Source organism: Pseudomonas sp. NyZ480, from assembly GCF_029537255.1.
In the GTDB taxonomy this organism is placed as follows: Bacteria; Pseudomonadota; Gammaproteobacteria; order Pseudomonadales; family Pseudomonadaceae; genus Aquipseudomonas; species Aquipseudomonas taiwanensis.
Map to the genome: position 1 here is coordinate 3,614,753 of NZ_CP120626.1, position 25,987 is coordinate 3,640,739.

At 65.3% G+C, this 25,987-nt stretch carries 7 protein-coding genes; 4 read left to right on the forward strand and 3 right to left on the reverse strand.

Features of this window, described 5'->3' with window-relative positions; translation table 11 throughout:
• Positions 1-7: 7 nt before the first annotated feature.
• The 4 genes from P3R38_RS16705 to P3R38_RS16720 all read left to right on the forward strand — a co-directional run bounded on the left by P3R38_RS16705 (position 8) and on the right by P3R38_RS16720 (position 6,545).
• Positions 8-1,288, forward strand: a complete 1,281-nt coding sequence (locus tag P3R38_RS16705; protein ID WP_023381379.1) for an aminotransferase class V-fold PLP-dependent enzyme — start codon at positions 8-10, stop codon at positions 1,286-1,288.
• A 30-nt stretch (positions 1,289-1,318) separates the two neighbouring features.
• Positions 1,319-2,239: a formylglycine-generating enzyme family protein gene (locus P3R38_RS16710; RefSeq protein WP_023381380.1), complete on the forward strand. Its 921-nt coding sequence runs from the start codon at positions 1,319-1,321 to the stop codon at positions 2,237-2,239.
• A gap of 107 nt (positions 2,240-2,346) precedes the next feature.
• Positions 2,347-3,996: a cyclic peptide export ABC transporter gene (locus P3R38_RS16715; protein WP_023381381.1), complete on the forward strand. Its 1,650-nt coding sequence runs from the start codon at positions 2,347-2,349 to the stop codon at positions 3,994-3,996.
• 104 nt (positions 3,997-4,100) lie between these two features.
• The gene (locus P3R38_RS16720; RefSeq protein ID WP_023381382.1) at positions 4,101-6,545 is read left to right on the forward strand and encodes a TonB-dependent siderophore receptor; all 2,445 of its coding nucleotides are present in this window, start codon (positions 4,101-4,103) and stop codon (positions 6,543-6,545) included.
• Between the two features lie 83 nt (positions 6,546-6,628).
• Here the strand turns inward: P3R38_RS16720 and P3R38_RS16725 are convergent, their stop codons facing one another.
• From P3R38_RS16725 to P3R38_RS16735, 3 genes are all read right to left on the reverse strand, one after another.
• Positions 6,629-7,582, reverse strand: a complete 954-nt coding sequence (locus tag P3R38_RS16725; RefSeq protein WP_277686436.1) for an alpha/beta hydrolase — start codon at positions 7,580-7,582, stop codon at positions 6,629-6,631.
• Between the two features lie 62 nt (positions 7,583-7,644).
• Entirely contained in the window at positions 7,645-19,485 is an 11,841-nt protein-coding gene (locus tag P3R38_RS16730; RefSeq protein ID WP_347176205.1) for an amino acid adenylation domain-containing protein, read from the reverse strand.
• Complete coding sequence (locus tag P3R38_RS16735; RefSeq protein ID WP_277686437.1) at positions 19,482-25,955, reverse strand: non-ribosomal peptide synthetase; 6,474 nt, start codon at positions 25,953-25,955, stop codon at positions 19,482-19,484. The genes P3R38_RS16730 and P3R38_RS16735 overlap by 4 nt, the downstream gene beginning before the upstream one ends.
• Positions 25,956-25,987 lie beyond the last annotated feature (32 nt).

The window sequence follows — 25,987 nt, forward strand, 5'->3', positions numbered from 1 at the left end:
CGCAACCATGAGCGACCGCCGTACTTTTCTCAAACAGGCCAGCCTGCTCGCCGTTGCCCTGCCCTTTGGCGGCGGCCTCGGCCAAGCCCTGGCCAATCCAGCAAAACCATCGACCCAGGGTAACCAATGGACGCAGCTGCGTCAGCTGTTCAACCAGGACCCGGACTACCTGCATCTTTCGAACTTCCTGATCACCTCGCACCCTAAACCGGTGCAGGACGCCATCGATCGCTACCGCGCCAGCGTCGATCGCAACCCAGGCCTGGTCATGGACTGGGACCGCCAGGAACCCTGGCAGCACGAGGCCCGGGTTCGCGCGTGGGCGGGCAAGTACCTGCAGGCACGCCCCGGCCAGATCGCCCTGACCGGCAGCACCACCGAAGGCCTGGCGATTATCTACGGTGGCCTGCACGTGCGCCCGGACCAGGAGATCCTGACCACCGTCCACGAGCATTCCGCCGCCGAGGCGGTGCTTGACTTTCGCACCCAGCGTCAAGGTACCCAAGTGCGCCGAATCCGCCTGTTCAAGGACCCGGCCAAGGTCAGCACCGACGAGATCGTCGGCAACATCGACCGCGCCATTCGCTCCAACACACGGGTGCTGGGCATGACCTGGGTACAGTCGGGTAGCGGCGTGAAGCTACCCCTGGCGGAAATCGGCGCGGTGGTCGACCGGCACAACCGCGACCGCGCCGAGGTCGATCGCATCCTCTATGTGGTCGACGGCGTGCATGGTTTTGGCGTGGAAGACCTGAGCTTCCCGCAGATGAACTGCGACTACTTCATCGCCGGCACCCACAAGTGGATGTTCGGCCCGCGTGGTACCGGCATCGTCTGTGCGCGCAGCGAACAACTCAAGGACATCACGCCGCTGATCCCGACCTTTTCCCAGGACACCGATTTCGCCACCAGCCTCACCCCTGGGGGTTACCACGCCTTCGAGCACCGCTGGGCATTGGACGAGGCGTTCAAGCTGCACTTGCAACTGGGCAAGGCCGAGGTCCAGGGCCGTATTCACCAGCTCAACAGCTACCTCAAGCAGCGCCTTGGCGAACACCGCCAGGTCGAACTGGTCACCCCGATGGCTGCGCAACATAGCGCAGGCTTCACCTTTTTCCGAGTCAAGGACCGCGACAGCGACAAGGTCGCCGCCGCCTTGCTGCGGCAGAAGGCGATCGTCGATGCGGTGTACCGCGACGTCGGCCCGGTCATCCGCACCGCACCCGGCCTGCTCAACGACGAAGCGCAGATCGACCGTTTCATGACACTGCTCAGCGCCCAGCTGTGACGCCCGAATTCCCTTCGCACGAGACGACTCATGAACCCTGAACCCCACGTACGCCACCGCCGCACCCTACCGGTCCTCGCGCCGCTGGCACTGCTCGCCCTGCTCACCGCCAGCGCCTGGGCTCAGGCGGGCACGCCCAAGCCCGGTACTGTCTTCAAGGACTGCGAGAAAGACTGCCCGGAGATGGTGGTCCTGCCCACCGGCTCGTTCATGATGGGCACCCCCGATGACGAAGTCGGACGCCAGGCCGATGAAGGCCCGCTGCACAAGGTCACCTTCACCAAGCCCTTCGCTATCAGCCGCTTCCCCATTACCTTCGCCGAGTGGGACGCCTTCATCCAGGCCACCGGCTACATGATGCCCAGCGGTGACGAACGCCCTGGCCGCCTGTGTCAGGCCGGCACCGCCACCCAGGGTGGCCGCCCCACCTATGGCGGCAACTACCCGGTGACCAGCCGCCACCCTGCCGTGTGCATGAACCTCAAGGAAGCCCAGGACTACGTCGCCTGGCTGTCGAACAAGACCGGTAAGCCCTACCGCCTGCCCAGCGAGTCGGTCCGCGAGTACGCCGCCCGTGCTGGCAGCACCGGCCCGTTCCCCTTCCCCTTCGACGAAGGCAAGGAGTACAGCATCGCCAAGCACGCCAATACCTACGGGCCGGCCGACGGCTACAGCTACACCGCGCCGGTCGGTAGCTTCCCGGCCAACGCCTTTGGCGTGTACGACATGCACGGCAACATCTATGAGTGGACCGCCGACTGCAAGCACGACAACTATGTTGGCGCGCCGAGCGATGGCAGCCCATGGCAAGAGAAAGACTGCAGGTTCCAGAGCATTCGCGGCAACGACTATGGCGAGGCCCCGGTGTTCTCTCGCTCCGGTAATCGCAACGACCTCTACCCCAACGAACGCGGCGATTGGATCGGCTTTCGTGTAGTACGCGATCTCTGAACGACAAAGGGGCGCAAGGCGCCCCCCCAGAGGCGCGCTAAATTCCCCTGCCCACCAGTCGTCCTACAGGGAGCCCACAGCCATTTTCCAAAGCGGAACCCTGCCCCATGACTCAGCCTCCCCGCGGCGCCCTCAGCGAACTGTTCGCCCTGCTCAGACCCTTCTGGCCCATCGTTGCCCTCTCCATCGTCCTGGGGATGGTCGGTGGCCTTAGCGTCACCGCGCTGCTCGCCAGCATCAACAACGCCCTGCATAGCGGCGGCAACATCACCAGCACCGCCATCGCAGCCTTCGCCGGCCTGTGCCTGCTGGCCCTGACCTGTTCGATCAGCGCCGACATCGGCACCAACTACGTCGGCCAGAACATCATCGCCAAGCTGCGCAAGACGCTGGGCGAGAAAACCCTCGCCGCCCCCATCGAGCAGATCGAGCGCTACCGCAGCCATCGCCTGATCCCTGTGCTGACCCACGATGTCGACACCATCAGCGACTTCGCCTTCGCCTTCGCCCCGCTGGCCATCTCGATGACCGTGACGCTCGGTTGCCTGGGCTACCTGGCCATGCTGTCCTGGCCAATGTTCCTGTTGATGGTGGTGGCCATCGCCATCGGCAGCGCCGCCCAGTTCGTCGCCCAGGCCAGCGGCGGTCGTGGCTTCGCCACCGCCCGTGAAGCCGAGGACACCCTGCAGAAGAACTACAGCGCCATCGCCGAAGGCGCCAAGGAACTGCGCATCCACCGTCCTCGCCGCAACCGCATGTTCAGCCAGGGCGTGCAGGCCACCGCCGACTTCATCTGCAAGACCCAGATCAAAGCCATCAACACCTTCGTGGTGGCCAAGACCTTCGGCTCGATGCTGTTCTTCGTGGTCATCGGCATGGCTTTGGTGCTGCAGTCGCTGTGGCCCAGCGACGACAAGACCGTGATGAGCGGCTTCGTGCTGGTGCTGCTGTACATGAAAGGCCCGCTGGAACACCTGATCGGCACCCTGCCCATCGTCAGCCGCGCCAAGGTCGCCTTCGCCCGCGTCGCCCAGCTGTCCGAGCAGTTCTCCTCGCCCGAGCCGCACCTGCTGCTCGACGCCAAGGCCAGCAAGCCCGAGCCGGTGCACAGCCTGGAACTGTTCAACGTAGGCTACGCCTTCCCGCCGGTCGAAGGCAGCGAGCCGTTCCGCCTGGGTCCGGTCAACCTGCGCATCGAGCAAGGCGACATCGTTTTCATCGTCGGCGAGAACGGCTGCGGCAAGACGACCCTGATCAAACTGCTACTGGGCCTATACGCCCCGCACCAGGGCGAGATCCGCCTCAACGGCAAGGCCATAGACCCGAGCAACCGCGACGAATACCGCCAGCTGTTCACCACCATCTTCGCCGACTACTACCTGTTCGACGACGTGGTCGAAGGCGACCTGCACATCCCCGACGACGCCAACCGCTACCTGCAACGCCTGGAGATCGGCCACAAGGTCAGCGTGCGCGACGGCAGCTTCACCACCACCGACCTGTCGACCGGCCAGCGCAAGCGCCTGGCCCTGATCAATGCCTGGCTAGAAGAGCGCCCGGTACTGGTATTCGACGAGTGGGCGGCAGACCAGGACCCGACCTTCCGCCGCATTTTCTACACCGAGTTGCTGCCCGACCTGAAACGGCTGGGCAAGACCATCATCGTCATCTCTCACGACGACCGCTACTTCGATGTAGCGGACCAGTTGGTGAGGATGCACAGCGGCAAAGTGAGCTCATCCCCCGTACCGGCCTGAGACGACAAGAAAAAACAGCGACAGGTTCTTCCGGAATTTGTCGCTGAATGCGTCTTCTTATCAACAACCAAAAAATCTGCCGTTCACTTACATGAGCATTTGAAATGTCGCCCGTCCACAAACCCTTCAGCCTCGCCAGCCTCGTCATGCGCTGCACCCTGCGCTTCAAGCCTCTGCCTCGCTTCGGCCTGCTCCTTGCACTGCCCATTGCCGCCCAGGTCCAGGCCCAGGAAGCCAGCTTCGACATCCCGGCCCAGTCACTGGCCAGCGCCTTGCAAACATTCGGTCGCCAGGCCGACATGCAGATCCTGTTCAACCCCGATGACGTCAGCGGACTCACCAGCCAGGCGGTGAAACAACGCGCAGAACCGGCCCGCGCCCTGGCCCTGTTGCTGGGCGGCACCGGCATGACCTTCACCCTGCAGGGCAACCCGCAGGTGATCCTGCTGCGCAAGGGCAACAGCGCCGACCTGGAACTGGCACCGACCAACATCAGTGGCGCGTCCCTGGGCGAGACCACCGAGGGCACCCACGCCTACGCTACCGGCCGCTCCAGCACCGCCACCAAGCTGCCGATGTCCCTGCGTGAAACGCCGCAGTCCGTGACCGTCGTCACCCGCCAGCGCATGGACGACCAGAACATGCAGAACCTCGACGACGTGATGAAGAACGCCACTGGCATCACCATCGTCAAGAACGGCGGCGAGCGTTCGATCTACCAGGCTCGCGGGCAGTCGGTGGACAACCTGCAGATCGACGGCGTACCGACCAACATCGGCAACGCCTACTCGATGGATGCCCAATCCAAGCCAAACACCGACATCTACGACCGCGTGGAGATCGTGCGCGGCGCCACTGGCCTGATGGAAGGCGCGGGCAACCCCTCGGCCTCCATCAACCTGATCCGCAAGCGCCCGACTGCCGAGCGTCAGGCCCTGATCGAAACCTCGGTCGGTTCCTGGGACAACTACAAGACCATGGTCGATGTGTCCTCGCCACTGAACGAAGCCGGTACCCTGCGTGGCCGCTCGGTGATCTCGTACAACAATGCCAACAGCTACTTGGACACCGCCCAGAAGGAAAACCAGCTGTTCTACGGCATCCTGGAGGCTGACCTGGACGAGTCGACCGTGGCCACCTTCGGCTTCACCTACCAGAAAGAACGCAACTCCGGTTACGACTGGTCGGGCCTGCCGACCAAGGAGAACGGCGAGTTCTACCCAATCTCCCGCTCCACCTCGCTGACCGGCGACTGGAACCACCTGGACAAGCGCAACACCACCCTGTTCGCCGATGTCCAGCACACCTTCGACAACGGCTGGAAAGGCGTGATCGCCGTCAACCAGATGTGGGCCAAGTCGGACTTCCTGGGCAACTACACCTTCCCTGGCGGTGGCACCGACCTGTATACCCTCAACCCTCGCCTGTTTCGTTACGACGACACCCAGACCAGCATCGACGGCTACTTCACCGGTCCGTTCCAGCTGCTTGGTCGCCAGCATGACCTGATCGTCGGCGGTAACTGGAACAAGGACGACTTCGACTACCATGGTGGACGCGATGCCACCTACCGCTACATCGTCGACATGAACAACCTCGGTGCGTTCGACCCGCCAAAGCCGGAAAACCTCAACGTCAACCAGTGGAAGTACAACCGTACCCAGGAACAGAAAGGTATTTATGTCGCCAGCCGCTTCAGCCTGACCGACACCACGAAGTTCATTCTCGGCAGCCGCCTGAGCTGGTACAGCTTCGACACCTTGACCGACACCAATGGCATCCGCGAAGACAGTGACCATGGCCACTTCTCCAAAAGTGGCGAAGTCACGCCATACGCAGGCCTGATTCAGGAGCTGAACGAAAACTGGTCGGCTTACGCCAGCTATACCGAAATCTTCAAGCCGCAAGACAATCAGGCTGCCGACGGCAGCATGCTCAAGCCGATGACTGGCAGCAACTACGAGATCGGCCTGAAGGGCGAATTCTTCGACAAGCGCCTGCAGACTTCCATCGCAATCTTCCAGGCTGACCAGACCGGCCGTGCCGAACTGGTCGCTGAAACCATTTGCCCCGACGGCTGCTACCGCGCCTCCGACAAGGTCCGCAACAAGGGTATCGAGCTTGAGCTCAACGGCGAGATCCTGCCGGACTGGAACCTGTCCGCGGGCTACACCTACACCCAGTCCAAGTACATCGGCGGCGAGCAGAAGGGCGAAGACTTCAACACCGCCTCGCCACGTCACCTGTTCAAGCTGGCCACCGACTACCGCCTGCCAGGCGCGCTCAACCACCTGCGTGTGGGCGGCAGCTTCTATGCGCAGAGCAAGATGACCCAGACCGAGGTCGGCGAGACCTACAAGATCCAGCAGGACGCCTACCACCTGACCAACTTGCATGCGATCTACGAGATCAACAAGAACCTCGAAGTCCAGTACAACCTGGATAACGTATTCGACAAGAAGTACTACCAGACCCTCGGTAACCCGAACTACTGGAACTTCTACGGCGAACCGCGCAACTTCAACCTGGCACTGCGCGCCAAGTTCTGATCAACGCTTGAACCCTTCGGGGCCGCCCTGCGGCCCATCGCAGGCTTGGCCAGCGATGGGCTGCAAAGCAGCCCTCTTGAACCTTAACCGACATGCATCAACCGCCGCTGCAACGCCTCGGCGATCACCTCCAGCGCCTCCTGCGCTTCGTCCACCAATGCATCCATGCGCATGAAGTCATGGGTCATGCCTTCGTACACCCGCTCCTGCACCTCGACTCCCGCTGCGCGCAGGTGCGCGGCATAGGCGCGGCCTTCATCGAACAGCGGGTCGCATTCGGCGAGCAACAGCAACGCCGGCACGCGCAGCCGCTCAGGTGCTTCCAGTAGCGGCGAGAAGCGTGGGTCGAAGCGGTCGTCGGCGCTGCGCTGGTACTGCTGGTAGAACCACTCCAACGTGTCGGCCTCCAGCAAGTGGCCAGTGGCGTAGCGTTGAACCGAAGCGTGCCAGCGGCTGGCATCGGTGACCGGGTAGATCATCACCTGCAGGCATGGCGCCACCGGCGCGTGATTGGCCACCACCGCCGCCAGGCTGCCTCCGACACTGTCACCGGCGATGGCCAGGCGCTCCCCGTCGATGCCGATACTGGCGCCCTGGTCCAGCAACCAGTGCCAGGCATCCAGTGCGTCGTGCACCGCGGTTGGAAAACGCCACTGCGGCGCCAGCCGGTAGGCCACCGACAGCACCACGCACCCGGACAGCGCTGCCAGGGTGCGGCACAGGGCATCGTGGGAGTCCAGGCTGCCGACCACGTAGCCACCACCATGGAAATACAACACTCCAGGCTGCAGGCGCTCACGGTCGATGCCGTGGGCACTGTACAACCGCGCGTGCAGCGGTGTGCCGTCGCGGGCGGGAATCTGCAACGCCTCGATGTGCTCAAGGTCGTCGCCGCCCGTACTCATCAACAATGACGATTGGTCGAACGCTTCGCGGGCTTGTTCAGGGCTGGCAGCGTGCATCGCCAACGTCTTGCCTTCGGCGCGGCCGGCTTCGATCAGCTGCAGGTAGGCAGCGATATCAGGGTTCAGGGACATGGGAATGCTCCAGGCCGGTCGGCGCAAGGCACGACCGGCGGTTGAGAGGAAAAAGGAAAGGGTCAGCAGAGCGTAACGGGCAAGGTCAGGGTATCCAGGGCATCTTCGAGCGCCGTGAGCAAGGCTGCCTCACGGGGGATCTCGAAATGCCCGCACGGCAGCACGTCACCGGCCAACGGCTGACCGATCTGCTGCGCCAGGGCCTGACGCTCGGCATCGCGACCCGGCACCCACCAGCTGACGGGTTCTACCCCCACTTCGCGGCAGCGCGGCAACTGCACCGACAACTGCTTGAGCTTGCGGGCCACCACGAACACATTGGCCAGCTCGTCACTGCCCAACGCCGCATAGGCCGACCGGGCCGCCTCACTGCCGTCGCGCTGGACGACCATCTGCGCCATCAGCCGGCGAATGGTCTCCGGGCTTTCTGGCCCGTCCGTGGCCGGTACCGTGACACCTGGCAGCATCACCCCGGCGAAGGACTGCAAGTCCTCCAGCCAGTCGTCGTGCTCGCCGTGGCGGGCAGACGGCACGAAGCTGTCGAGCAAGCCGACGAAGGCCACCTGCTGGCCCTGCGCTTGAAGCTCGGCCGCCATCAACAACGCCAGGGTCCCACCCAGCGACCAACCGGCCAAGTGATAAGGCCCCTGGGGCTGGGCCTGACGCAGGTAAGTGACGTAGTCCCGCGCCATGCTCTCCAGCGAGTCGTCCTGCCACTGCGCATCGAGCAGCATGCGGTTGCTGATGGCGACCAGCGTGCGTTTGCCATTCAGGCGCCGGGCCAGCGGCTCGTAGTCGAACACAGTGCCGAATCCTGCGTGCACGCAGAACAACGGCGGCACCTGCTCGACAGCACTGTTGAGGGTCAGCAGCGGCGACGCCGAGGCACTGTCGCCTGCCCCCGTCAGCTGGCCGATGGTCGGCTTCTGCACCAGGTCGCGCAGCTTCAGGTTCAACCCCAGCGCTTTCAGGCGCCGCGCCTTGGCGATCACCTGCAAACTCAGGATCGAATCACCGCCCAGGTCATAGAAGTTGTCCGTCAGGCCGACTCGCTCGACTTTCAGCACGGCTTGCCAGATCTCGGCCAGGGCCGTTTGCAGTTCAGTCCGTGGCGCGACGAAGTCATCACCCTGGCACACGGATTCAGGTGCTGGCAGCGCCTTGCGGTCGACCTTGCCGTTGGGGGTCAGTGGCAAGCGCTCAAGCACCACCCATTGGGCAGGCACCATGTAGTCCGGCAGGCTGCGCTGCAGTTGCGCCCGCAGTGTCTCGCCCAGGCCCGTTGCCTGACCGCTGCCCGCCACCACGTAGGCGACCAGTTGCTTGCCGCTCCCCCCCTCGCGGGCCACCACCACGGCATCGGCCACGGTCGGCGCCTGGCGCAGGCACGCCTCGATCTCGCCCAGCTCGATGCGGAAACCGCGAATCTTCACCTGGTTGTCGATACGGCCCAGGTAGTCGTAGACGCCGTCGGCGCGCTGGCGCACCAGGTCGCCGGTGCGATACAGACGGTCGCCGGGGCCACCGAACGGGTCGGCGACGAAACGCTCGGCGCTTTGTCCGGCACGGTCCAGGTAACCACGGGCCAGGCCCTCGCCGCCCAGGTAAAGTTCACCGGCAGCGCCGACCGGCAATGGGTTAAGGTCCTGGTCGAGCACATACCCGACCCGCGCCCCGACGCAGCGCCCGATCGGCGCATAGGCCGCGTCGCACGCCTGGCCTTCGGCCGCCTTCCACAGCAGTGGCGTCACCACCGTTTCGGTCGGGCCATAGCCGTTGATGATGTAGCGCGGCTGCAAAGCGCGGCGCGCCTGGTCGTAACTGGACTGTGGCACGGCGTCGCCACCGAAGCAGTAGACCCGCACCGCCGGCGGGTGACCGGCCTGCTCAGCATGATCTGCCAGCTGTTGCAGGTAGGCCGGTGGGAACGCAGCCACGGTGACCCCGTGGCGTTGCATCGCCTGGTAGGTCTGCTCCGGCGTCCACAGCGCGTCGTCGCGCAACAACAGGCTGCCGCCATGGGTCAGGGTAGTCAGCCATCGCTCATGGGCACCGTCGAAGGCAAACGACATGAAGTGCAGCTCGCAGTCCTGCGGGCTCATCTCGTACAGCTCGCCGATGGCCCGGCAATGCATGGCCAGCGGGCCATGGCTGACCGCCACGCCTTTGGGCTTGCCGGTAGAGCCGGAGGTATAGATCACATAGGCCAGGCTATGGGCGTGCAGTTCGACCTGCGGCGCCGTGTGCGGCTGTGCGTCCAGTGCCAGGGTATCGAGGCTCAGCACCTGCAGCGTCGCGGGCACCGGCAAACGCGGCAGCAAAGACGACTCGCTCAGCAGCAAGGCGATGCCCGAGTCGTGGATCAGGTACTCCAGGCGCTCACGCGGATAGCTGGCATCCAGCGGCACATACGCCGCGCCAGCCTTGAGCACCGCCAGCAAGGCGATCACCTGCCCGGCGTTGCGCGGCATCGCCACGCCTACGCGGATCTCGGAGCCAACGCCACGGGCAATCAGCGCATGGGCCAGGGCATTGGCACGGCGGTCGAGCTCGGTGAAGTTCAGTACCTGCTCGCCAACTCGCAACGCCGGCTGCTGTCCCTGGCTCAGGGCCAACTGGGCGATACGCTGGTGCACAGGCACGAAGGCCGGCTCGTCCGACGGCGCTGGCATGCGGGTCGCAGCGAGCTGGTCCGTGCCTTCGGGCAGGCCGATCTCGCCAAGCAAGCGATCGGCGTCGCTGGCCAGCCGTGTCAGCAAGCCCTGCATGTTGGCCCGGATCGACGCCACTGCCGCCTCGCTGAAGTGCTCGCGCATGTACATGTATTCGATCACCAGGCCTTCTTCGAGGGTGACCATCAGGTCCATCGGGAAGTTGGTGACACCCGCGCTTTGCAGGTCGCCGAAACGCAGCGATTCGCCGCTCCCTTCGCGCAGGGTGCGATCCACCGGCTGGTTCTCGAACACGATGATGCTGTCGAACAACGACTGGCCCCCACGGCCCGACCAGCGCTGGATGTCGCTCAGCGGCGTGTATTCGAACTCGCGCATCTCCAGGTTGTAGTCCTGCAACGCGCGCAGCCACTGGCCGACCGACTGGCCTGGCGCAATTTCCTGGATCACCGGCAAGGTGTTGATGAACAGGCCAAGGATACGCTCGCTGTGTGCCAGGCTCGCCGGACGACCGGCCATGGTGGCACCGAAGGCCACGGTGCGCTGCCCGCTGTAGCGGCTGAGCAGCAACAGCCAGGCGCCCTGCACCAGGGTGTTGAGGGTGACCTGCTGGGCCTTGGCGAACGCCTTGAGCCGCTCGGTGGCGGGGGCATCCAGGCGGGTGTACAGCGCATGATGGCCCTGCCCTGCTGGTTGCACCGGGAAGCCGTTGACCAGGTAGGTCGGCTCGTCCAGTCGCGCCAACTGATGGCGCCAGAAGCCTTCGGCAGCGTCGGCGTCCTGGGCGCGCAGCCAGGCGATGTAGTTGCCATAGGCGACCACCGGCTCGAGCGACTTCCCAGCGTAGTGGGCCAGCACCTCGCCCATCAGCTGCGAAGTGCTCCAGCCGTCGATGAGGATGTGGTGATAGGTCCAGATCAACTGATGGCTGTCCTCGCCAGTGCGCACCAGTACCAGGCGCTGCAACGGCGGTGACTCGAGGGCGAAGCCACGCTTGCGCTCGGCCTCGGCCAGCGCCTGGACCCGCGTCTCGATGTCGTATTCGCTGCGCCAGTCGTAGCGGGTCAACGGTACCGGCAGCTCGGCCATGACGAACTGTAGCGGCGCTTCCAGGTCCTGCCACAGGAAGCCCGTGCGCAGCACCGCGTGACGCTGGCTGACGGCGGCCCAGGCGGCGGCGAATCGCTCGGCATCCAGACCCTGCACAGGAATGCTCAATTGGTTGACGTACAGGTCAGCTTCTGGGGTGTTCAGGCCTAGGAACAGCATGCCCTTCTGCATCGGCGACAGGCTGTAGAGTGCCTCGACTCGCCCATGCTCGATCGGCAACGCCGCCACCTGCGCCTCGCTCAGGTCATGCAGCACCAACGCCGGGGCTTGCGTGTCCGCCAGCGGGTCACGGCAGTCGCAGCACAGCGCCAGTTTCTCGATGGTCTGCTGCTGGAACAGGTCCTTGGCGCTGAAGGCAAGACCCGCCTGACGCGCGCGGCTGACCAACTGGATGGAGATGATCGAGTCGCCGCCCAGGGCAAAGAAATTGTCGGTGACACCGACGTGCTCCAGCCCCAATACGTCCTGCCAGATCTGCACCAGGCTGGCTTCCAGAGCGTTGCGCGGCGACACCTGGGCAGCAGCGCCTGCGCTGGAATCCGGGCGCGGCAAAGCCTTGCGGTCGAGCTTGCCATTGGGGCTGAGCGGCATGCGCGCCAGCACCAAGGTCTGGGTCGGCACCATGTAGTCCGGCAGGTCACGCGCCAACGCCTGGCTAAGCGTCTCGTGCAACTCCAGCTGTGCCTGCACATCGTTCAGCAGGTTGGCGTCGCTGGGCACCAGGTAGGTGACCAGACGCTTGCTGCCATTGAGGTCGACGGCGAGTACCACGGCCTCGCGAACCTGCGGTTGCTCCAGCAGTCGCGATTCGATCTCGCCCAGTTCGATGCGCAAACCGCGCATTTTCACCTGGTGATCGCTGCGGCCCAGATACTCGATGACCCCATCAGCGCGCTGACGGCACAGGTCGCCCGTGCGATAAAGGCGTGCACCGGACACGAACGGGCTGGCCACGAAACGCTCGGCGGTCAGGGACGGGCGGCGGTGGTAGCCACGGGCAAGCCCAGTACCGGCCAGGTACAGCTCGCCAGTCACACCAACCGGCACCGGTGCCAGTTCACCGTCGAGCACATAGGTGGCCAGGTTGGCGATGGGCTGGCCGATGGGCACGGTGTCGGCACCTTCGTCGCGGCAGGTCCAGTGAGTGACGTCGATGGCCGCCTCGGTCGGACCATAGAGGTTGTACAACCCCACCTGAGGCAGGCGCTCGAATACCCGCTGCTGGGCATCGACCTGCAACGCTTCGCCACTGCACATGATCTGTCGCAGGCTGGCGCAGCCGGACAACTCAGGATGCTGCATGAAGGCCTGGAGCATGGAGGGGACGAAGTGCAAGGTGGTGACCTGCTGCGCCTCGATCAGTGCTACCAGGCGCGCGGGATCACGATGATCGCCAGGCGCCGCCATTACCAGGCGCGCGCCGGTCATCAGCGGCCAGAAGAATTCCCACACCGACACGTCGAAGCTGAACGGGGTCTTTTGCAACACGCAGTCCTGGGCCGTCAGTGGGTAGGCTTGCTGCATCCAGTACAGCCGGTTGCCCAGGCCACGGTGGGGGTTACCGGCGCCTTTTGGCTTGCCGGTGGAGCCGGAGGTGTAGATCACATAGGCAAGGTTCTCAGGGCTTAGCACGACTTGGGGGTCGCCGAGCTCGACGCCTTCGTGCAGCTCGGCACACCCTTCCAGCGTCAGCACGCGCAACGCATCGCCAACCGGCAGGGTGGCGAGCAGATGAGCCTGGGTCAGCAGCAGCTCGATGCCGCTGTCCTCGATCATGTAGGCCAGGCGGTGCTGGGGGTACTCGGGGTCGAGCGGCACGTAGGCGCCGCCGGCCTTGAGGATGGCCAGCAGGGCGATGACCATTTCCAGGCTGCGTTCGGCAGCCACGCCGACCAGCACGTCAGGGCCAACGCCGCTGGCGGTAAGGTCCAAGGCCAGCCGGTTGGCACATTGGTTGAGTGCGTGGTAGCTCAGGCTGTGCGCTCCACTGACCACGGCGATCGCCTCGGGCTGCACCTGGGCTTGACGCTCGAACAGCCGGTGCACGGCGAATTCCTCGGGGTAACGCACCTCAGTGGCGTTCCACTGACGGATGACACGCTCGTGCTCATCGGCCTCCAGCACCTGGAATTCGCCCACGGCCCGCCCGGGGTTGCCAGTCATCTGCGAGAGCAGGCGCGCCATTTGACCAAGCAAGCGCTCGACGCTGGCTTCACCGACACAGGCGCGGTCGTAGTTGATGTTGAGCGACAGGGTGTGGCCCAGGTTCACTGCCAGGGTCAGTGGGTAGTTGGTCTGTTCATGAACGTCCACCTCGCCGAAGACTAGGCTTTGCGGCGCCCCTTCCTGCAAGGCTTGCGCCACCGGGTAGTTCTCGAACACCAACAGGTTGTCGAACAGCGACTGTCCTTCCAGGCCGGCCCAGCGCTGCACGTCGAACAGCGCGGTGTGCTCATGCTCACGCAGGGCCAGGTTGTCGTCCTGCAGCGCCTGCAGCCAGGCGCTCAGGGGCATGTCCGGGCGAATCGGGGCAATCACCGGCAGGGTGTTGATGAACAGGCCGATCTGGTGTTCGACGCCCTTGAGCTCTGCCGGGCGGCCCGCCACGGTGGCCCCGAAGACCACGGTGTCGAGGCCAGTGTAGCGCTGCAACAGCAGCAACCAGGCAGCTTGCACCAGGGTGTTGAGGGTCACCCGCTGCTGGCGGGCAAAGTCGGCCAGTTGCTGGGTGCTCGCCAAGTCCAGCAGGCGGGCGCAGTGACCCTGGCCACTCAGCCCAGGCAACTTGCCCCCGGCCATGGCCGGCACCAGCCGGGTTGGCTCGCCTAGGTGGCGCAGTCGCCCCTCCCAGAACGCCTTGCCACGCTCCGCGTCACGCTGCTGCAGCCAGGCGATGTAATCGCGGAAACGCCCCGGCTGATGCTGCGCGGGCTGGCCGGAATAGTCCTGCAGCACCTCGCCCAGCAATTGCGAGTTGCTCCAGCCGTCCATCAGCACGTGGTGGTTGGTGTAGATCACCTGGTAGCTGTCCTCGCCGGTGCGTACCAGCACCAGGCGCAGCAAAGGTGCCTGGGCGACGTCAAAACCGCGTTCACGCTCGCTGGCCAGCAATGCGGCCAGGCGCGCTGGCTGGTCGGCCTCCTGGCGCCAGTCGTGCTCGGCGAATGGCAGTTGCAGGTGCTTGCGCACCACCTGTACCGGCTGCTCGAAAAGCCCACCCCAGACAAAGCCCGTGCGCAGAATGTCGTGACGATCGAGCATCGCCTGCCAGGCCTGGACGAAACGCTGCGGATCGAGCCCGCGCACTTCCAGGCACAGTTGATTGATGTAGTGCCCGTCGCCTTGTTCATAAAGGCTGTGGAACAGCATGCCCTGTTGCATCGGCGACAGCGGGTAGATGTCCTCGATCTGCCCGGCCTCCAGGCCCAGGCTGTCCAGCTGCGCCTGGCTCAGTCGGGCCAACGGGAAGTCCGATGGCGTCACGCCCTGGCTACCGGCCTGGCAGCAGTGCTCGACCACCCGCCGCAAGGCCGCGCCATAGGCATCGGCCAGCGCCTGCATGTCCTGCCGTTCGAAGCGCTCACCGCTGAAACACCAGTTAAGGCTCAACTCACCGTCATAGACACGACCATTGACGGTCAGCCAATTGCCCAGCGGCGCCGATGGACTTTGCTCTTCGCCCGCCGACTCAGGCGCTGGAGTGAACAGTGCGCCCTGCTCGGCATCGAAACTGCCGTCGAACCGGCCGAGGTAGTTGAACGTCACCCGCGGCACCGGCAGCGCCTCGATGGCCTGACGCACCTCAGCGTCGGCAAGGTAACGCAGGACGCCAAAGCCCAGCCCCTTGTCGGGCGCGGCGCGCAGTTGCTCCTTGATGCGTTTGATCGAGCTGCCCATGTCGGCGGCCGGGGTCAAGTGCACCGGGAACACACTGGTGAACCAGCCCACGGTGCGGGTCAGGTCGATATCGTCGGCCAGTCCCTCACGACCATGGCCCTCGAGCTGGATCAACGCCGAGGCGTCCCCGCTCCAGTCGCACAGCACCTGAGCCAGGGCGGTCAGCAGCAAGTCGTTGACCTGGGTCCGGTAGGCCGCCGGGGCACGTTGCAGCAGTTGGCGGGTGAGCGGCTTGTCGAGCACGGTATGCACGCTCACCGCGTGGCGTTTTTCCTGACTGGCCGCCGGGTTGCGGCACGGCAGGCCTTCAGGGGCGCCCTGCAGGCGCTGTTGCCAGCCTTCGAGCTCCTGCAGCAACCGTGGGCTGCGGGCATGCGCTTGAAGCTGGGCGGCCCAGGCCTGGTATGCACTGGTCTTGGCCGGCAGGCGCACCGCCTGGCCTTGGACGAGCTGCTGATAGGCGCTTTGCAAATCCTCGAACAGGATACGCCAGGACACCCCATCGACCACCAGGTGATGCACGGCCAACAGCAGTCGCTGACTGCCATCGGGCAACGTCGCCAGCACTGCTCGCACCAGCTCGCTGCTGGCCAGGTCGAGGCTGGCCTGGGCCTGGTTGGCCACGGCGTCGAGCGCTTCCAGCGACTCCGGGCTGACCTGCCACAGCAGTTGCGGGCGCGGGCCCGTCTCGCCATGGCTGGCACTCCACACCCCGTCCCGCTCGACAAAACGCAGGCGCAGGGCATCATGGTGATCGAGCAGCGCGTCCAACGCCCGGCCCAACGCTACAGCGTCAAGCGGCTGGCGAGGTTGCAGCAGCACGGCCTGGTTCCAGTGGTGACGTTCGGCCATCGGCTCGGCGAAGAACGCCTGCTGTACCGGCAGTAGCGTGAGCGGGCCGGTCACTGGCCCTTGGTCGACCCGGGCACTGCCATCATCGACCAGAGCCACCGTCGCCAGGCCTTCCACGGTCTGGTGCAGGAACAGGTCCTTGGGCGTGAAGCGAATGCCGATTTGCCGCGCCCGGCTCACCACCTGGATGGAGATGATCGAGTCGCCGCCCAGCTCGAAGAAGTTGTCGCTCAAGCCGACCCGTTCAAGCTTGAGCACCGACTGCCAGATCTCGGCGATGCGCAGCTCAAGCTCGGAGCGCGGCGCCACATAGCTGTGTTGCAACATGCTGGCGTCCGGCTTGGGCAAGGCCTTGCGGTCGAGCTTGCCGTTGGGCGTGACCGGGAAGTGATCAAGGAACAGTATGTGGGCCGGCACCATGTAGTCGGGCAGCAGCGCCTTGAGCTGGCTGCGCAGGCGCTCGGCCAATCCTTCGCGAGCGGTGCCAGGCTGGACGATCGCATAGCCGACCAACTGCTTGCCGGTATTGCCGTCCTGGGCCGCGACCACGGCGTCGGCAACTTCGGCCAAGCCTTGCAGACGCGCCTCGACTTCACCCAACTCGATGCGGAAACCACGGATCTTGACCTGGTTGTCGATCCGGCCGAGGTAGTCGAACACGCCATCCTGGCGCTGGCAGACCAGGTCGCCAGTACGATACAGGCGCCCGCCCTGCCCATCGAACGGGTCGGGTACGAAGCGCTCGGCGGTCAGCGAAGGCCGGTCCAGGTAACCACGGGCCAGCCCTTCCCCGCCCAGGTACAGTTCGCCCTTGGCACCGGGCGGCAGCAGGTTCAGTTCAAGGTTGAGAATGCAGGTGCGCCGGTGGCCAATGCGCGTACCGATCGGCGCATACGCCGCCGCACACACATCGTCGGCGGCAGCCTTCCAGATCAGCGGCGTGACCACGGTTTCGGTGGGGCCGTAGCCATTGATGATGTACCGCGGGCGCAGCACCCGCTTGACCAGTTCGAAACTCGCCTGCGGTACTGCATCGCCACCAAAGCAGTAGACCCGCACCGCCGGCGGGTTGCCTTCGCGCTCGGCATGTTCGGCCAACTGCTGCAGGTACACCGGAGGGAACGCTGCCACGGTCACGCCATGTTGGTGCATCTGCCGGTAGGTCTGTTCAGGGGTCCACAGGCTGTCGTCACGCACCAGCAGGCGCGCGCCGTGGGTCAGGGCGGTCAGCCAGCGCTCCTGGGCACCGTCGAAGGCGAACGACATGAACAGCAGCTCGCAATCGTCGGCACCCATCTCGTAGCGCTCACCGATGGCGCGACAGTGCATGGCCAGTGGGCCGTGGCTGACCGCCACGCCTTTGGGCTGGCCGGTGGAACCGGAGGTGTAGATCACATAGGCGAGGTTGCGCGGGTCGACGTCGACCTCGGGTGCCAGGGATGGCATGGCGCTCAGGTCGAGGCAGTCGAGCAGCAGCACGGCGGCCTGCTCGGGCACCGGCAGTCGCGCTTGCAGGCGGCTATCGGTGAGCAGCAGGCTAATGCCGGCGTCGCCCATCAGATAGGCCAGGCGCTCGCGGGGGTACTGGGTATCCAGTGGCACGTAGGCGGCACCGGCCTTGAACACCGCCAGCAGCGCCACGATCATCTGTTCACTGCGCGGCAAGGCTACCGCCACCCGGGTTTCAGGACCGACGCCCCGGGCGATCAGCGCATGTGCCAGGCGGTTGGCCTGTTGATCGAGCTGGGCGAACGAAAGGGTCCGCCCGCCAAACACCACGGCAGGCGCATCCGGGCTCAGCCGCGCGTGTTCGGCGATGCGCTGGTGCACCAGCGGCGCCTGGACGTCGCTGGGTGGCTGGCCATCCAGCAGGAGGGTGCGCTGTTCGTCGTCGCTGAGCAGCGGCAAGGCTCCCAAGGTTTGACCAGGGTTGGCAGCGATGCCATGCAGCAGGTTGAGCCAATGATCCACCAGGCGCTGGGCGGTCGCCGGGCTGAACAGGTCGGTGGCGTAGATCAGCTTGGCCGACAGCCCCTCGGGACCTTCCACGGTGTCCAGCGTAAGGTCCAGGTGGGCACTGCGAATCTCCCACTCCAGGCCCTCCACGCTCAGGCCCGGTAGCCGGCCCAGTGACTGGCCGGCGCCGTTGCCTGCGCTCTGGTGGTTGTACATCACCTGGAACAGCGGGTTGTAGCTGAGGCTGCGCTCAGGCTGCAGGGCTTCGACCAACTGCTCGAATGGCAACTCCTGGTGCTGCTGGGCCTGCAGGGTGGTGGCGCGTACCTGTGCGAGCAGGTCGAGGAAGCTCATCTCGCCCTGCAGTTCGGCCTTGATGACCTGGGTGTTGACGAAAAAGCCGATCAGGTGCTCGGTTTCCACCCGGTTACGGTTGGCCAACGGCACGCCGATACGGATGTCCTGCTGGCCGCTGTAGCGGTACAACAGGGTATGGAACGAAGCCAGCAGCACCATGAACAGGCTGGCGCCCTGCGCCTGCGCCAGGGCCTTGAGCTGGTCGCTGAGTACACGGCTGAAGGGTACCTGCAAGCGTGCGCCCTGCAGGCTCTGCACTGCCGGGCGCGGGTAGTCGGTCGGCAGCTCCAACACCGGTTGGGTCGTACCAAGCTGGTCGCGCCAGTAGCTCAACTGGCGCTCCTGCTCACCGGCTTCCATCCAGTGACGCTGCCAGATGGCGTAGTCGGCATACTGGATCGGCAGCGCCGGCAAGTCGATGCTGCCACCACTGCTGAGCGCGGCGTACACCCGGACCAGCTCGTCTACCATGATCTGCATCGACCAACCATCGGAGACGATGTGGTGCTGGGTCAGTACCAGCACATGATCGTCAGCGGCCAGGCGCAGCAGCTTGACCCGCAGCAAGGGGCCGGTGCCGAGGTCGAACGGCCGCAGGGTTTCCGCTTGCACCGCGGCGCGAATCTGTTGGTCGCGCTGCGCGGGGTCGGCCGAGCACGCCAACGGCTCGGCGACGATGTTCGGCGCGCTCGGCTCGGCGATCACCTGTATCGCCTGGCCATCGTGTTCGTGGAACGTGCTGCGCAGCGGCTCGTGACGGGCGATCAGGTGGGCGAAGGCACCTTCGAGCGCTGCAAGGTCCAGGGTGCCATGCAGGCGTAGCGCGCGCGCAATGGCGTAGGCGCTGCTGTGCGGTTCCAGCTGCCAGATGAACCACTGGCGCTGCTGGGCGAACGACAGCGGTACATGCTCGAAGTGGCCACGGGTGCGGGGGATGGGCAGGTTGGCCGGGGAAATGCCCTCCTGAGCCATTTTCTGCAAGTAGATCCGGCGTTTTTCCAGCGGTAGCAGGATGAAGCGCTCGGCGATCTTCAGTGCAGCTGCGTTATTGTCCATCATGCTTCATCCACCTCATCCAGCAAACTTTCCAGTCGATTCAAACGGTCCGCATCCAGCACGCCAGCGGGCGGCTCCAGGTGATCGACGAATTCATTGAGTACCGGGAACTGGAACATCAACTGCGGTGCGGCGCTGATGCCCAGCTCCAGTTGCAGGCGCGACAGCACGCCCATGACCAAAAGCGAATGGCCGCCCAGTTCGAAGAAGTTGTCGCCCAGCCCTACCCGCTCGACCTTGAGCACGTCTTGCCAGATCTGCGCGACCTGTTCCTGCAGCGGGGTCTGTGGCGCCAGGTACGCCACGTGGGCGGCGTCCAGATCCGGGGCTGGCAGGGCCTGGCGGTCGAGCTTGCCGTTGGCGGTCAGCGGCAAGGCCGCAAGGTTGACCACATGGGCCGGGATCATGTGTTCGGGCAGGTACCGACGCAGGTAAGCCTGCACGTGCTCGCGCAGCCCGCCGGCCTCTGCCGACGCCACCACGTAGGCCACCAGTTGCTGGCCCTGCTGGGTGTCGCGGGCGACCACGGCGGCATCGAGCAACTGCGCCATCCCGCGCAGGCAGGCGGCGACTTCAGCGGGTTCGACCCGGTAACCGCGGATCTTCAGCTGATCGTCGGTACGACCAAGGGTATGGATAGCGCCGTGGTGGACACGCACCCGGTCGCCGGTGCGGTAAAGCCGCTCGCCCTGGCGAGCCTGCGGGTCGGGGACGAAGCGTTCGGCGGTCAGCCCAGGTCGCCCCAGGTAACCGCGGGCCAGGCTTGGCCCGCCTACGTACAACTCGCCATGCACCCCTTCGGCCACTGCATTGAGCTCAGCATCCAGCAGTTGCAGGCGCACGTTGAACAGCGGGCGCCCCAACGGCACGGGCTGCTGGTGCGCAGCGGCCGGCAGTTCCATGGCAAGCACACCGATGGTGGTTTCGCTAGGGCCGTAGTGGTTGACCACCCGGCACGCTGGCGCCAGTTGCCGAACCTGGGCAATCAACTCGACACTGCTGGCTTCGCCTCCCAGCACCAGGCAGCGACGCGGCAGCACCGTGCCCGGCTCTGCCACCTTGAGCAACGATTGCAGGTGCGAAGGCACCAGCTTGATCAAGTCGATCGCTTCGCGACTCATGTAGTGCGCCATGCCCTGCGGGTCCATGGCCAGTTGCTCGTCGAGCAGGTGCAGGCTGCGGCCGCTGCACAGGGCCGCGAACAAGGTGGTGTAGCCCAGGTCGGCGGCCAGGGTGGAGGCCAGCGCCATGTGCTCCACCTCTTCCAGTGGCAGCACCGCCAGCGCCGAAACCAGGTAGTCGGCCAGCGCCCCCTGACTGACCAGCACACCTTTGGGGCGACCGGTGGAGCCTGAAGTGAAGATCACGTAGGCAGCCATGTCGGCATCACGCGGCACGGCTCTCGGTGAACTGCCCTGGGGCAACTGGGCTATCTGTTCGAAGGCAAGGCTGCGCAGGGCGGGCAAGGTGGCGTGTTCAGCCAACCATGCGGCAGGGCCCAGCAACAGACACGCCTGGCTGTCCTCAAGCATTTGCCCGGTACGCGCAGGTTGTGCCCGCATGTCCAGCGGCAGGAATGCGGCACCGGCCTTGAATGCCGCCAGCAGGCCGACCACGAAGTGCGCCGAGCGCTCGGCGGCAATCGCCACCACGGTTTCCGGGCCGACACCGTTGGCTTGCAGGTACACGGCCAGGTCGCCGGCGCGCTGGTCGAGTTCGCCGTAGCTCAGGCGCTGCGCGCCCCACACCAGCGCGACCCTGGACGGATTGGCCCGTGCCTGCGCTTCGAACCGCTGCACGACCTGAAGCGCCTGGCTGTCTGCGCGCACCTCGCCCTGGCACAGGGTGGCCAGCGAGCGACGCGACGCCTCGCTGCCCAGCTGCACCGCGCCGACCGGCTGGGCAGCGTCGGCCACCATCGCCTGCAACAGGCGGTGCCAATCGTCCAACAGGCGCTCGGCGGTGTCACTGTCGAACTGGTCGGCAGCATATACCAGGGTGGCGATCACGCCTTCAGGGGTTTCGACAGTTTCAAGGTTGAGGTCGAACTTGGCCTCCTGAACGTCGGCGGCCAAGGGTTCGATGTTCAAGCCATCGACCACCGGGACCTGCGCCTGGGTGGCCTGGGCGCGATGGTTGAACAGCACCTGGAACAACGGGGTATGGCTCAGGCTGCGCTCAGGCTGCAGGGCTTCGACCAGTTGCTCGAACGGCAGGTCCTGGTGGTCCTGGGCCTGCAAGGTGGTCTGGCGTACCTGCTCGATCAGTTGCCCGAGAGGCAGGCGGCCTTCGACATGGGCACGCATGACCAAGGTGTTGATGAACACGCCGAGCAGGCCTTCGGTTTCCTGGCGGTTACGGTTGGCCACCGGCACACCGACGCGGATATCGTCCTGGCCGCTGTAGCGGTGCAGCAGCGCCTGGAACCCGGCGAGCAAGACCATGAACACCGTCGCCTGATGGCGCTGGGCAAGCTGGCGCAGGCCTTCGCACAACGGTGCCTCCAGTCGCAGTTCACGCTGGCCGCCACGCAGGCTCGGCTGCGCCGGGCGAGCACGGTCGCCCGGCAGTTGCAGCACGGGTTGGCGCTCACCCAGTTGTGAACGCCAGTACTGCAACTGCCGCTCGCGCTCGCCACCCTCCATGCGGTGGCGCTGCCATAGGGCGTAGTCGACGTACTGGATCGGCAAGGCGGCAAAGCCTGGATCACGGCCTTGGACCTCGGCGGCGTAGCTGCGCACCAATTCATCGACCATCACCTGCATCGACCAGCCATCGGACACGATGTGGTGCTGGGTCAGCACCAGCAGGTGGTCCTGCGCGCCCAGCGGCAACAGCGCCACGCGCAGCAACGGCCCACTGACCAGGTCGAACGGCTGGCGCACCTGCTCGTCGATGAAGCGGCTGATTTGCACACTATCATCGACCTGGGCGCGGGCATGGACCTGAAGCTGCACGGGCAGCGTGGCATGCACCACCTGATGCACGCCGTCGGCGTCATGGGCGAAGGTGGTCCGCAGCGGCTCGTGGCGGGCGACCAGCGTGTCGAAACTGGCACGCAAGGCCGGGATGTTCAATGTACCGCGCAGACGCAGGGCACGCGGTAAGTGGTAGGCGGCACTGTAAGGCTGCATCTGCCAGAGGAACCACAGACGCTCCTGGGCATACGACAACGGCAACGCGCCTTCGCGCGGTGCACGGGTGATTGCGGGGCCGCCCCTGGTCTGCAAGGCGTCGAGCATGGCGGCCTGGGCTTGCAAGGTGCTGGTTTCGAAGACCTGGCGCAGGCTTGCCTCGCGGCCCAGTTCGTCACGGATGCGCGACACCAGCTGCGTGACCAGCAGCGAGTGCCCGCCAAGATCGAAAAAGTTGTCGTGCAGGCCGACCCGCTCGAGCTTGAGCAAGGTTTGCCAGATCACAGCCAACTGCTGCTCCAGCGCGGTACGCGGCGCCACATAGTCCTGTTGCGATTGGCTGGCGTCCGGTTCAGGCAGCGCCTTGCGGTCCAGTTTACCGTTTGGGGTCAGCGGCATGGCCGCCACGAACATCACTTGCGCCGGCACCATGTACGCCGGCAACTGCGCCTTGAGCTGGCCTTTGAGCTGCTCGCGAACGGTGTTTTGGGTGATGCTGTCGGCGTCGACCAATGCGGTATCGTGCACCACGACATAACCCACCAACTGATCGCCGCCGATACCAGGCTGGGCGAGCACCGCTGCCTCGCGCACCGCCTCGCAGGCCAGCAAGGCCGATTCGATCTCGCCCAGTTCGATGCGAAAACCGCGAATTTTCACTTGGTGGTCGGCACGACCGATGTACTCGTACTCACCGGCAGCACTCACCCGCGCCACGTCCCCAGTACGGTACAACCGCTCGCCCTGGTTGGAGAACGGGTTGGGCAGGAAGCGCTCGGCCGTGAGCGAGGCGCGATGCAGATAACCACGGGCCAGGCCCTGGCCACCGATCATCAACTCACCCGCCACACCCGCGGGTACCGGGCTGAAGTCGGCACCGACCACGTACAGCTGGGTGTTACCGATCGGCTGACCGAGCAGCGGCCGTGGGTGCTCGGCGTCCAGCCGGTAGCGGGCCGACCAGATGGTGGTCTCGGTCGGTCCATAGAGGTTCCATACCGGGCCGATGGCTTCGAGCATGCGCGCAGCCAACGCTGGCGACAGGGCTTCCCCCCCACACAGGCACTTGCAGCCCTGAAGCGCCTGAGTGTCGCCATGGTCGAGCAACATGCGCCAGGTCGAGGGCGTGGCCTGCAGGGCCGTCACCGACCAGCGCCGGGCAAGCGCCAATGCAGCGGCCGGGTCCTGGGCGATGTCCTGGCCGGCCAGCACCACCTGGGCGCCACGGGTCAACGGCAGGTACAGCTCCAGGCCAAAGATATCGAACGAGAAGGTCGTCAGTGACAGCATCCGGTCACCCGCCTCCAGGCCAGGTTGCTGCGCCATGCTGGCGACGAAGTTGGCCAAGGCCTGGTGACTGACCACCACGCCCTTGGGGTTGCCGGTAGAGCCGGAGGTATAGATCACGTAGGCCGCCGATTCGGCAGGCGGGAGCAGTGGCGGGTCATCCTGTGCCAGCGTTGCCTCGGGCAGTCGGTCCAGGCACAGCAACTGCGGGCCACGGCCCTCGAAGCGGGGGGCCAGGGCCTGGTGGGTCAGTAATAGGCCCATGCCGCTGGCGTCGATCATGTAGTCCAGGCGCGCCTGCGGGTAGGTCGGGTCCAGTGGAATGTAAGCCCCCCCTGCCTTGAGAATCGCCAGCAGGCCCACCACCAGGTCCAAACCGCGCTCAACCGACAGGCCTACCCTCACCTCGGGCCCCACACCCAGCGCGATCAGGCGGTGGGCCAACTGGTTGGCGCGCCGGTTGAGTGCTGCATAGCTCAGCAGGTTATCGTCGAACGCCAGCGCCGGTGCATCCGGGGTACGCACCGCCTGCGCCGCGAACAGTTGATGTACCGTCAGTGGCGGCACGGCCAGGGCGGTAGCGTTGTTGCCATCGATCAACCGTTGCAGGTCGTCGGCATCGAACAGCGGCAAGGCATCGACCCGCGCCGAGGCGTCGGCCAGCAGTCCGTGCAGCAGGTTCTGCCAATGGCGGCCCAGGCGCTCTACCGTGGTGCGGGTGAACAGGTCGCTGGCAAACACCAGCGAGGCACCTAGGCCCTCAGGCGTTTCGACGGTTTCCAGGGTCAGGTCGAACTGGGCGGTCTGCTGGCGGGCCTCGAAGTTGCTCACCTCAAGGCCAGGCAAGCGGGTGACCGATGCCGGGTCGACGTCCTCGCCGCGGTGGTTGTGCATGACCTGGAACAGCGGGCTGTGGCTCATGCTGCGTTGCGGCTGCAGCAGTTCGACCAGTTGTTCGAACGGCAGGTCCTGGTATTGCTGGGCCTGCTGGGTCGCTTGGCGCACCTGGGCCAGCAGCTCGGTGAACGGCCGGCTGCCATCGACCTGCGCACGCAGCACCTGGGTATTGACGAAAAAGCCGATCAGGCGCTCGACCTCGGGCCGGTTGCGCCCGGCCACCGGCACCCCGACCCGCACGTCCTGCTGGCCACTATAGCGGTACAGCAGGGCCTGGAAGGCAGCCAGCAGCAAGGTATAAAGGGTGACGCCTTCGCGCCGGGCCAGCGCCTTGAGGCCCTGGGTCAGCGCCATGGACAGCCGGAAATCCACGCGTTCGCCGCGATAGCTTAGGGCCTGGGGCCGTGGGAAGTCGGTGGGCAGCTCCAGCACCGGCTGCTGACCGCCGAGTTGTCGCTGCCAATAGGCCTGCTGGCGGTCGCGTTCGCCGGCATCCATCCAGCTACGCTGCCACAGGGCGTAGTCGGCGTACTGCACCGGCAGAGGCGCTAGTACCGCCGGAGTACCCGTCACCCGGGCGCGGTACAGCGTGATCAGCTCGTCGATCATGATACGCATCGACCAGCCATCGGAAACGATATGGTGTTGGACCAGCGACAACACATGCTGCTGGTCATCCACGCGCAGCAATTTCACCCGCAGCAGTGGCCCCTGGCGCAGGTCGAAGGGCTGCTGGCCGTGAGCCTCGACCAGTTCGGCCACACCTGCCGGGTCAACCACCGTCTGCTGCTCGACCAGGATGCGGGCGTGGGCATCGACCAACTGCACGGCCTGCCCGTCGACCTCGGTGAACCGGGTGCGCAGCGATTCGTGACGAGCGACCAGTTCGTCGAAGGCAGCCTGCAAGGCATCACCATCCAGCGCACCTTGCAGACGCAGCACCGACGACATGGTGTAGGCGCTGCCCTGCGGGTCCAACTGCCAGAGAAACCACAGACGTTCCTGCGCATAGGACAAAAGCAGTGGCTGGGAGGCATCACGCTTGAAGATCGGCGCTATGCCGAACAGATTGATCCCTTTCTTCCCAAGCATCACGGCGAGGGCTTTCCTCTCGGTCAAGGACAGCCCTTCCACCGACTCGATCAACTTTTGCACGCGCAACCCCCAAACTAGGAAATCAGACTTTC

What these genes read in the sequence shown, in the direction of transcription:
- P3R38_RS16715 (WP_023381381.1), top strand. Translation starts at nt 2,347, where the DNA reads ATGACTCAGCCTCCCCGCGGCGCCCTCAGCGAACTGTTCGCCCTGCTC.
- P3R38_RS16725 (WP_277686436.1), bottom strand. Translation starts at nt 7,582, where the DNA reads ATGTCCCTGAACCCTGATATCGCTGCCTACCTGCAGCTGATCGAAGCC.
- P3R38_RS16710 (WP_023381380.1), top strand. Translation starts at nt 1,319, where the DNA reads ATGAACCCTGAACCCCACGTACGCCACCGCCGCACCCTACCGGTCCTC.
- P3R38_RS16705 (WP_023381379.1), top strand. Translation starts at nt 8, where the DNA reads ATGAGCGACCGCCGTACTTTTCTCAAACAGGCCAGCCTGCTCGCCGTT.
- P3R38_RS16730 (WP_347176205.1), bottom strand. Translation starts at nt 19,485, where the DNA reads ATGATGGACAATAACGCAGCTGCACTGAAGATCGCCGAGCGCTTCATC.
- P3R38_RS16720 (WP_023381382.1), top strand. Translation starts at nt 4,101, where the DNA reads ATGTCGCCCGTCCACAAACCCTTCAGCCTCGCCAGCCTCGTCATGCGC.